This window comes from Stenotrophomonas sp. STEN020 (genome assembly GCF_056760195.1).
The window spans coordinates 23506-31862 of the sequence record NZ_JBRREI010000052.1 but is presented as its reverse complement, the minus strand read 5'-3'; the positions used below and the strand labels follow the sequence as shown (position 1 = coordinate 31862).

General features: G+C 62.5%; 7 protein-coding genes and 1 riboswitch. Of the genes, 4 read left to right on the top strand and 3 right to left on the bottom strand.

The annotated features are described in order from the left end of the window. Positions 1-293: 293 nt before the first annotated feature. Complete coding sequence (locus tag ACVOLZ_RS17885; protein WP_481517290.1) at positions 294-2795, bottom strand: alpha/beta hydrolase family protein; 2502 nt, start codon at positions 2793-2795, stop codon at positions 294-296. Between the two features lie 116 nt (positions 2796-2911). Further along, a riboswitch (S-adenosyl-L-homocysteine riboswitch) is annotated at positions 2912-3030 on the top strand. Positions 3031-3062: 32 nt separating this feature from the next. Here ACVOLZ_RS17885 and ahcY point away from each other — a divergent pair. The 3 genes from ahcY to ACVOLZ_RS17870 all read left to right on the top strand — a co-directional run bounded on the left by ahcY (position 3063) and on the right by ACVOLZ_RS17870 (position 5647). Continuing rightward, the gene (ahcY, locus tag ACVOLZ_RS17880; protein WP_481517289.1) at positions 3063-4508 is read left to right on the top strand and encodes an adenosylhomocysteinase; all 1446 of its coding nucleotides are present in this window, start codon (positions 3063-3065) and stop codon (positions 4506-4508) included. Positions 4509-4923: 415 nt separating this feature from the next. After that, entirely contained in the window at positions 4924-5139 is a 216-nt protein-coding gene (locus ACVOLZ_RS17875; RefSeq protein ID WP_481517288.1) for a DUF4287 domain-containing protein, read from the top strand. Positions 5140-5191: 52 nt separating this feature from the next. After that, complete coding sequence (locus tag ACVOLZ_RS17870) at positions 5192-5647, top strand: GyrI-like domain-containing protein (protein ID WP_481517287.1); 456 nt, start codon at positions 5192-5194, stop codon at positions 5645-5647. 117 nt (positions 5648-5764) lie between these two features. On the opposite strand, the gene ACVOLZ_RS17865 is transcribed toward ACVOLZ_RS17870, so the two are convergent. Continuing rightward, the gene (locus tag ACVOLZ_RS17865; RefSeq protein WP_481517286.1) at positions 5765-6529 is read right to left on the bottom strand and encodes an SDR family oxidoreductase; all 765 of its coding nucleotides are present in this window, start codon (positions 6527-6529) and stop codon (positions 5765-5767) included. Positions 6530-6670: 141 nt separating this feature from the next. Between ACVOLZ_RS17865 and ACVOLZ_RS17860 the strand changes: the two genes are divergently transcribed. Continuing rightward, a complete protein-coding gene (locus ACVOLZ_RS17860) occupies positions 6671-7033 on the top strand; it encodes a VOC family protein (protein ID WP_481517285.1) in 363 nt (120 codons plus the stop codon). A 331-nt stretch (positions 7034-7364) separates the two neighbouring features. Here the strand turns inward: ACVOLZ_RS17860 and ACVOLZ_RS17855 are convergent, their stop codons facing one another. Then, entirely contained in the window at positions 7365-8246 is an 882-nt protein-coding gene (locus tag ACVOLZ_RS17855; RefSeq protein ID WP_481517284.1) for a T6SS immunity protein Tli4 family protein, read from the bottom strand. Between the last annotated feature and the right edge of the window lie 111 nt (positions 8247-8357).

The following is an 8357-nucleotide window of genomic DNA, read 5'->3' as shown; positions in this document are numbered from 1 at the left end:
TGTCTGCATGTTTTATTTTTGCAATTAATGTTCCGGTGCATCTGCCTGTTCTTGAACATCCCTAAACGGAACCTATTAACTTGTTGGCCCCCGCTAGGCTCGGCACTACGTTGCTTCGCTCTTGCTCAAAGCCCCTCGCCCGCTTGCGGGAGAGGGGTTGGGGTGAGGGCGGCTTTTTGCTTTGGCCGGTAACGCCCCTGCCGAGCATGGCTCGGCACTACAGGAAGGCGCCGAAGGCTACCACTCCCCAACCCTCCCCTTTGCACTGCGTGCAAAAGGGAGGGAGCGGATCGTCAGCGCTTCTTGCCTGCTTCTGCACCCAACCAGCGGTCCAGCCAGTCTTCACTTTCGGCCAGCATGGTCATGATCGATTCGCGTGCGCGGTAAGCATGCGATTCGTTCGGTAGCATCACCAAGCGCGAGGTGCCGCCCAAACCCTTCACCGCGGCGAACATGCGCTCGCTCTGGATCGGGAAGGTGCCGGAGTTATTGTCGTCCTCGCCGTGGATGAACAGGATCGGGTCCTTGATCTTGTCGGCGTAGTTGAACGGCGACATCTTCTGGTACACGTCCTGCGCCTGCCAGTAGTTGCGCTCCTCGGCCTGGAAGCCGAACGGCGTCAGCGTGCGGTTGTACGCACCCGAACGCGCGATGCCTGCCTTGAACAGGCGCGTATGCGCGAGCAGGTTGGCGGTCATGAACGCGCCATAGGAGTGGCCGCCAACTGCAATGCGCTCACGGTCACCAACACCGCGCTTCACCACTTCATCCACTGCTGCCTGTGCGCTGGCAACCAGCTGCTGCACATAGGTGTCGTTCGGCTCGGTGTCACCCTCGCCGACGATCGGCATGGTCGGGTTGTTCAGCACCACATAGCCTTTGGCCAGGAAGGCCTGCGGCCCCCAATAGCTGATAGCGTTGAAACGGTACTTCGAGCCGCTGACCTGGCTGGCGTCGGCGGCAGATTTGAACTCAGCCGGGTAAGCCCACATCAGCAGCGGACGCGGGCCATCCTTCTTGGCGTCATAGCCCGGCGGCAGCAGCAGGTCGGCGGTGAGTTCGACGCCATCGGCGCGCTTGTAGCGGATCTGTTCCTTCTTCACTCCACGCAGCTGCGGCAGCGGATGAGCGAAGTGGGTCAGCTCGACCGGCTTGGCATCAGCAGCCAAGCCGCGCGCATACAGATTGGCTGGCACGTCATTGGATTCGCGATAGGTCAAGATGCGGCCTGCTTCGCCTTCGATGATGCCCAGCGGCACTTCGTAATACGGCGCCTGCGAGTGGAACAGGCGTTCGCTCTTGCCACTGTCCAGGTCAACGCGGTCCAGGAACGGACGATCACCTTCAGCCGATGCGCCGTCACCAATGCGATAGAAGCCCTTGCCATCAGCGGTCAGCTGCAGGCGCGAGCGGCCGCCGTCATCCATCTGCAGCAAGGGCTCGCCCGGGTCGCTGTAGCGATCATCTTCCGAGCGCTGGACCAGCAGCGTTGCGGCCTGATCCAGATGATCCGGCGCAATCTTCCACTGTTTCACCTGACGGCTCTTCCACCAGTACTCATCCAGCAGCGCCAACTCGCCATTGGCCCAGCTAACGCCCGCGTAGCGCGAGCCCAGCTGCGCCAGCGTCACCGGCGGCTTGTCGAACGGCGCTGCCTGCAGCAGCACCGCATCGCGCACCTTGGCCTCACGCGAGGGGTCACCGCCATCCTGTGCTTCGGCCCACACAAGCGAGGCCGGTGCGTCAGCACGCCAACTGATCGAACGCACGCCGGTGGGGACTGCATCGTTGCCGGTCGGCAGGCCATCGACCAGCGGCAGGCGCGCCACCGTGTGCACCAGCTTGCCCTGCGCATCCAGCACTTCGATGTTGCGCGGGAAACGGCTGACCGGCACCGCATAGGAGAACGGCCGCTGTACGCGCTGGCTCAGCAGGTACTTGCCATCTGGCGAGGCCGACAGGCCCAGATAGATTCCCGCTGCACCGACCGGCTTGCTGTCGCCGCTGATCGACACCCGCACCGGCTGTGCCTGCAGGTAGTACTCGAACAGACGCGCATCGTCTTCGTTCTTCAACAGGTCCTGGTAGGTGCGCACGGTGCGCACGCCCTGCCCGGCCTCGGTCTGCTGCACCGCCGGCCCGGTCGGGACACCATCGCCATGCGGCGGCTCACCCTGCCCGGCAGGACGCTGCATGACCAGCAGCGCATCGCTACCCGGCAGCCACGCATAGCCGTTGCCGACGATGCTGTTCAGGCGCTCAGCCACGCGCCGCGCACTGGCATTCTCCACGTCCACCAGCCACAGCTCATTGCTGCCGGTGGCCGGATTCAACTGATTGAAGGCCAGGTACTTTTGATCCGGCGACCAGGCCAGCGAGGCCACCGACAGCGACTGCGGCAAACCGGTGATCTGGCGCTCCTTGCCATCACTGGTGGAGGCCAGCCACAGCTTGCTGCCGAACGAGAAGCGGCTGTCGGACACGGTCTTGGGATTGATGCGCAGGCCGGCCAGCTTCAGCTCCGGGGCCGCCACCTGGGCGATCGACGGCAGCGCCGGGGTCTGCAGCAGCGCAGTCAGGTCTCGCTTGGGCGACAGGTACAGGCTGGGCGCGCGCGGGGCATCCACCACGGCCTGCAGCGCCGCCGACGGCAGCCGGTAGCCTTCGCCTTGCTGGGCGCCCTTCTGCGCCAGCGGTGGGCTCAACGCCATAACCGGCGGTACCGCCAGCAGCAGGCCGGCACACAGCACCAAGGCGGCTGAAGCGCGACGACGGCGGTGGGGAGACAGGTTCATGGCGCATTCCTATTGGACGAAAACAATCCGCCAACTTAACAATCCCCATCGACGCTGGCCCCTGCCGTTGGTTGGGCCCGCAGCGCTGGCACCTCGCCGCGATATACTGGGCGGCCCGTTCCGAGGGGCGCTGCGACCGTTGGGTGGACCTGTCCACTACAGCCCGTGTTCTTGCACGGACTTCCCAAACGGCCAGGCTCGGACGGCTTTCACGCAACAACGGCGCCCGGCGAACGCGAGCCTGCTCGCACCACACCGGAGCTCTAAATGAACGCTGTTGCCGCTACCTTCTCGCAGGAAGGTGATTACAAGATCCGCGATATCTCGCTGTCCGACTGGGGCCGTAAGGAACTGGACATCGCCGAGCACGAAATGCCGGGCCTGATGTCGATCCGCCGCAAGTACCAGGCCGAGCTGCCGCTGAAGGGCGTGCGCGTGACCGGCTCGCTGCACATGACCATCCAGACCGCGGTGCTGATCGAGACGCTGAAGGACATCGGCGCCGAAGTGCGTTGGGCCTCGTGCAACATCTTCTCGACCCAGGACCACGCTGCCGCCGCGATTGCCGCCACCGGCACGCCGGTATTCGCATGGAAGGGCGAGTCGCTGGAAGAATATTGGGACTGCACCCTGGATGCGCTGACCTTCACCCTGGCCGACGGCACCCTGACCGGTCCGGAGCTGGTGGTCGATGACGGCGGTGACGTCACCCTGCTGATCCACAAGGGCTACGAGCTCGAGAACGGCAGCAACTGGGTCAACGAGCCGGCTTCCTCGCACGAAGAACAGGTCATCAAGAACCTGCTCAAGCGCGTTGCCACCGAGCGCCCGGGTTACTGGGCCCGCGTGGTCAAGGATTGGAAGGGCGTCTCCGAAGAGACCACCACCGGCGTGCACCGCCTGTACCAGCTGGCCCAGGCCGGCACCCTGCTGATCCCGGCAATCAACGTCAACGACTCGGTCACCAAGAGCAAGTTCGACAACCTGTACGGCTGCCGCGAGTCGCTGGCCGATGGCCTGAAGCGCGCGATGGACGTGATGCTGGCCGGCAAGGTTGCCGTGGTCTGCGGTTACGGCGATGTGGGCAAGGGTTGCGCCGCTTCGCTGCGTGCCTATGGCGCGCGCGTGGTGGTCACCGAGATCGACCCGATCTGCGCCCTGCAGGCCGCAATGGAAGGCTTCGAGGTCAACACCATCGAATCCACCCTGGGCTGTGCCGACCTGTACGTCACCACCACTGGTAACAAGGACATCATCCGCATCGAGCACCTGAGCGCGATGAAGGACCAAGCCATCGTCTGCAACATTGGTCACTTCGACAATGAAATCCAGGTTGATGCACTGGTGGGCTACAAGGGCGTGCAGCACGTCAACATCAAGCCGCAGGTGGACAAGTACATCTTCCCGAACGGTAACGCGATCTTCCTGCTGGCCGAAGGCCGCCTGGTCAACCTCGGCTGCGCCACCGGCCACCCGAGCTTCGTGATGTCCAACTCGTTCGCCAACCAGACGCTCGCACAGATCGACCTGTGGGCCAACAAGGACAGCTACGAGAACAAGGTCTACCTGCTGCCGAAGAAGCTGGACGAAGAAGTGGCCCGTCTGCACCTGGAAAAGATCGGCGTGAAGCTGACCACCCTGAGCCAGGAACAGGCCGACTACATCGGCGTGCCGGTCGACGGCCCGTTCAAGCCGGACCATTACCGCTACTGATTTGCTTTGCCCTGCTTTGCTTTAGCCCCTCTCCCGTTCACGGGAGAGGGGTTGGGGTGAGGGCAGCTTTTAGCTGGTAAAGCCCCTGCCGAGCATGGCTCGGCACTACAGTTTGAGCCCCTCTCCCGCCTGCGGGAGAGGGGTTGGGGTGAGGGCAGCTTTAGCTGGTAAAGCCCCTGCCGAGCATGGCTCGGCACTACAGCTTGAGCACCTCTCCCGCCTGCGGGAGAGGGGTTGGGGTGAGGGCAAGCTTTGCAAAGAACGGGCGCCGCAAGGCGCCCGTTCTGCTTTCTGCGCGTCCTTCACACCTTCAAAGCACACACAACCAGCATCCCGTACCCAAGCACCAACCGGATCGCCAACACCCAATCTTTGCCGCATCATTGCCCTGTCCCTCTCCTTCCAGGAAGCGCAGATGACCAGCAGCGACAAAGTCCAAGGCCCGGCGTCGTATTTCCCATCCATCGAGAAGACCTACGGCAAGCCGGTAAAGCACTGGCTGCAGCTGCTCGACACCATCAAGGACAAGAAGCACATGGAACAGGTGGCTTTCCTCAAGGAACAGCACAATATCGGCCATGGCCATGCCAATGCGCTGGTCGCCTACCAGCGAGCGCAGAGCGGAGGCTGACAGGCCCACAGCAAGCGATACACGCATACTCCTCTCTGACAAGAATCCCGACATGCAACCCACCCTCATCGAGCGCCCAGCCTTCACCGTCGTCGGCATGGAAGCAATCTTCCGCGAAGGCGAGGATGGCTACGCAGATCTCTGGCAGCGTTTCATTCCCCGCGAAAATGAAGTCACCGGAAAGATTGATCCTGTCGTCAGCTACGGCGTCTGCATACCGCAGGCCGATCGCACGCTGCGCTATATCACCGGCTTCGAAGTAGGCGAAGACGCGACCCTTCCGGTCGGCATGACGCGCTTCCAGGTTCCCGCGCAACGCTATGCGATATTCACCCACACCGGCACTGCGCCACAGATCAGCGCGACATTCCAGGCAATCTACGACCACCTGCTGGCCGATCACGGCCTACAGGCGAAAGACGGCGTTGATCTCGAGCGCTACGACGCACGCTTTGACGACCCGTTCAATCCGGCATCGCAGATGGAGCTGCATATCCCGATCCATTGATCGGCAAGGCGGCGACATTGAGCGTAGTTTCCTGCACAAGTGCTTCGCTCGCTTGAGCCACACCATTCAGCTGAAAGAGCGCGTGGGAAGCCGCTCTCTTCGCATACGTTCCACCCCTCAACCTCGATGGATGGAAACACCACCATCCACCAGCATCGCCGCGCCGGTCATGAACGAAGACTGGTCCGAGGCCAGGAACATTGCTGCTGCAGCCAGCTCGCGCGGATCAGCGATCCGCTTCAACGCATGCAACTTGGCCACCTGCGCCATCGCTTCCGCTGAGCCATTCATCTCGTGCGCCATCGGTGTATCGGTGCCGCCAGGCAACAAGGCATTCACCCGTAGCCCTTGCGGCCCGAATTCCGACGCCAATACCTGGGTCAAGCCGATGATGCCGGACTTGCTGGCCGCATACGCCGCAGCGCCAGCAAAGCCCACCGTGTGGCCGACGAAGGTTGACGTGAATATCAGGCTGCCAGCGCCGCTGCGCAGCATTGCTGGTATCTGGTACTTGGCGGCCAAGAACATCGCGGTGAGATTGGTGTCCAGCGTGCGCTGCCAATCAGCCAGTTCCAGCTCCGGTGTCGGCCCCAATGGTCCCATCATGCCAGCGTTGTTGAAGGCCACGTCCAGCCGACCGTACTGGCCCAACGCCAACTCAACCAAGGCCTTTGCATAGCCTTCTTCGCAGACATCGCCCGGCAGGCAGACTGCGCTACCGCCACTGCTGGCAATCTCCGTGACAAGCAGATCCAGCTCGACTGCGCGGCGCGCGCCCAGCACAAGCGCTGCGCCTTCAGCGGCGAACAGCACTGCTGCAGCGCGGCCGATGCCAGAACTGGCTCCGGTGATGATCACAACCTTTCCCTGTAGTTGCTTCATGTAAGCTCCACTCAACGAAGGAACTGCATGCTGCACCCACGATGGCGGCGATGCCCGCCAGAATCGGACACCAAAGCCATCAGGCCAGAACCGCAACAGGAATCAGTGCACGATGGCTCTCTTCACGCCGCAGGAAATGAGATGAGCGACCTCACCGATGTGCGCTTCACCCTCGCCGTGCAGGACCTGGCCAGGTCCACCGACTACTACGCTTCAGTGCTTGGCCTGCGGACGGACTTCACCGCACCGGGCTGGAGTTTCATGTCGCGCGGCAGCTTCCGGGTGATGTTGGGCGAATGCATCGACGCAACACCGCCACATGCGCTTGGTGACCACTCCTGGTATGGCTACATCACCGTGTCCGACGCCGCCGCCTTGTTTGATGAGTACCGAACCGCAGGCGCTGAATTCACCCAGCAGCTCGCTGACAAGCCCTGGGGCATGCGCGAGTTCGGAGTGCGCACGATCGACGGGCACAGGATCATGTTTGGCGAGGAGCTCTGAGGGTTCGCCAGGATGCAGACGGGCGCTGGGCGCTGGAGCGCGCTCACCTCGGCTGTTGTAGGAGCGGCGTAAGCCGCGAAGCCGGTGCATCATCAGATGGCGTTGATGATCAGGGTTTCGACACCATCAGCTTCGCGGCTTACGCCGCTCCTACAAAGATGCAGATTATGCGTGGCCGCATACGCAGCCTGAACTGCCGGAAATAACCAAGACTGCTGTTGTGGGAGCGGCGTAAGCCGCGAAACTGACACAGCCTCCAATGGCGCAAATACCTGGAACTTCCAGCACCATCTGCTTCACGGCTTACGCCGTTCCCACAATCAAGAGGAACCTAGATTGCACCGGGACGCAGACGCAGACTGCCCAGCACCTTGTCCCATAGCCACAGCGCCTGAGAATCATCGCGGAACGCCGGCGTTTCGGGCTTATCTTCGGTCAGCAACTGCAACGACAGGAACGGGAACTGCAATGACTCCGGGCGGCCCTGCGATTCCCACAGGAAGGCATACATCTTGCGGTCGCCACCTTCTGCATGAGCAAGTATCTCCTGCCCCTGGATCGGCCCGACGTTGCGTTCTCCGCGGCGCAGATTGCGCATCCGCGCGGCAGCCTCTGCATACTCCGGCGGCAAGTCGGAAGCACGCTGCAGCAAGGGCTGGTCGGGCTTGCCGGTGACATAGGACATCAGCGTCATGCGTGCACCGGGATAGGCACGCGGACGCAGCCCAATCGTCATTTCCTCGCTATTGATGCGGCTGCCTGCAATGAAGCCCGAATCAATGCAGAAGCCCGCGGCGGTCGGAATGGTGTTGGGATCGCGATAGCTGATCCTCGGTCGCAGTACGCGGTAGTTCTCGATGGCAGCAGGCAACTTCGCGGCCTCGGTCTCGCCACTGACCAGGTATTGCACGTTGTGCGTTGGGTCCAGCACGTATAGCTCTTGGCGATGACCGGCGCGGCTACTCTCGCTGAGCCAGGACGTCACCAACACCGCATCATCGTCAAAGCGCGTTTCACTGACCGACATGGACTCACCCGCACGATGCCGCGCGGCCTTCAGCGCAGCGATGCGCGCAGCCACCCGCTGACGGAAGGCGTCCGCAGATACGCCGGTACTCGTCTCCACCTTCTTGCGTGCGTACACGTAACCAGGCTGGATCGCGGTATAGGGAGTTACATCCAGCAGGAATCGCCCAACGCACAAAGTCTTCATTTCGCTTCCCTGTTGTTTCGGTGCCGCGCCGGCAACGCCGCCTGAGGCAAAGGTCAGTAGTACTGCCGCCAAAAAGCCATGCAACAACGGCCTGCGCGTCATCGCGTGCAA

Coding starts and splice junctions, on each gene's coding strand:
- ACVOLZ_RS17885 (WP_481517290.1), bottom strand. CDS start 2,795: ATGAACCTGTCTCCCCACCGCCGTCGTCGCGCTTCAGCCGCCTTGGTG.
- ahcY (WP_481517289.1), top strand. CDS start 3,063: ATGAACGCTGTTGCCGCTACCTTCTCGCAGGAAGGTGATTACAAGATC.
- ACVOLZ_RS17875 (WP_481517288.1), top strand. CDS start 4,924: ATGACCAGCAGCGACAAAGTCCAAGGCCCGGCGTCGTATTTCCCATCC.
- ACVOLZ_RS17870 (WP_481517287.1), top strand. CDS start 5,192: ATGCAACCCACCCTCATCGAGCGCCCAGCCTTCACCGTCGTCGGCATG.
- ACVOLZ_RS17865 (WP_481517286.1), bottom strand. CDS start 6,529: ATGAAGCAACTACAGGGAAAGGTTGTGATCATCACCGGAGCCAGTTCT.
- ACVOLZ_RS17860 (WP_481517285.1), top strand. CDS start 6,671: ATGAGCGACCTCACCGATGTGCGCTTCACCCTCGCCGTGCAGGACCTG.
- ACVOLZ_RS17855 (WP_481517284.1), bottom strand. CDS start 8,246: ATGAAGACTTTGTGCGTTGGGCGATTCCTGCTGGATGTAACTCCCTAT.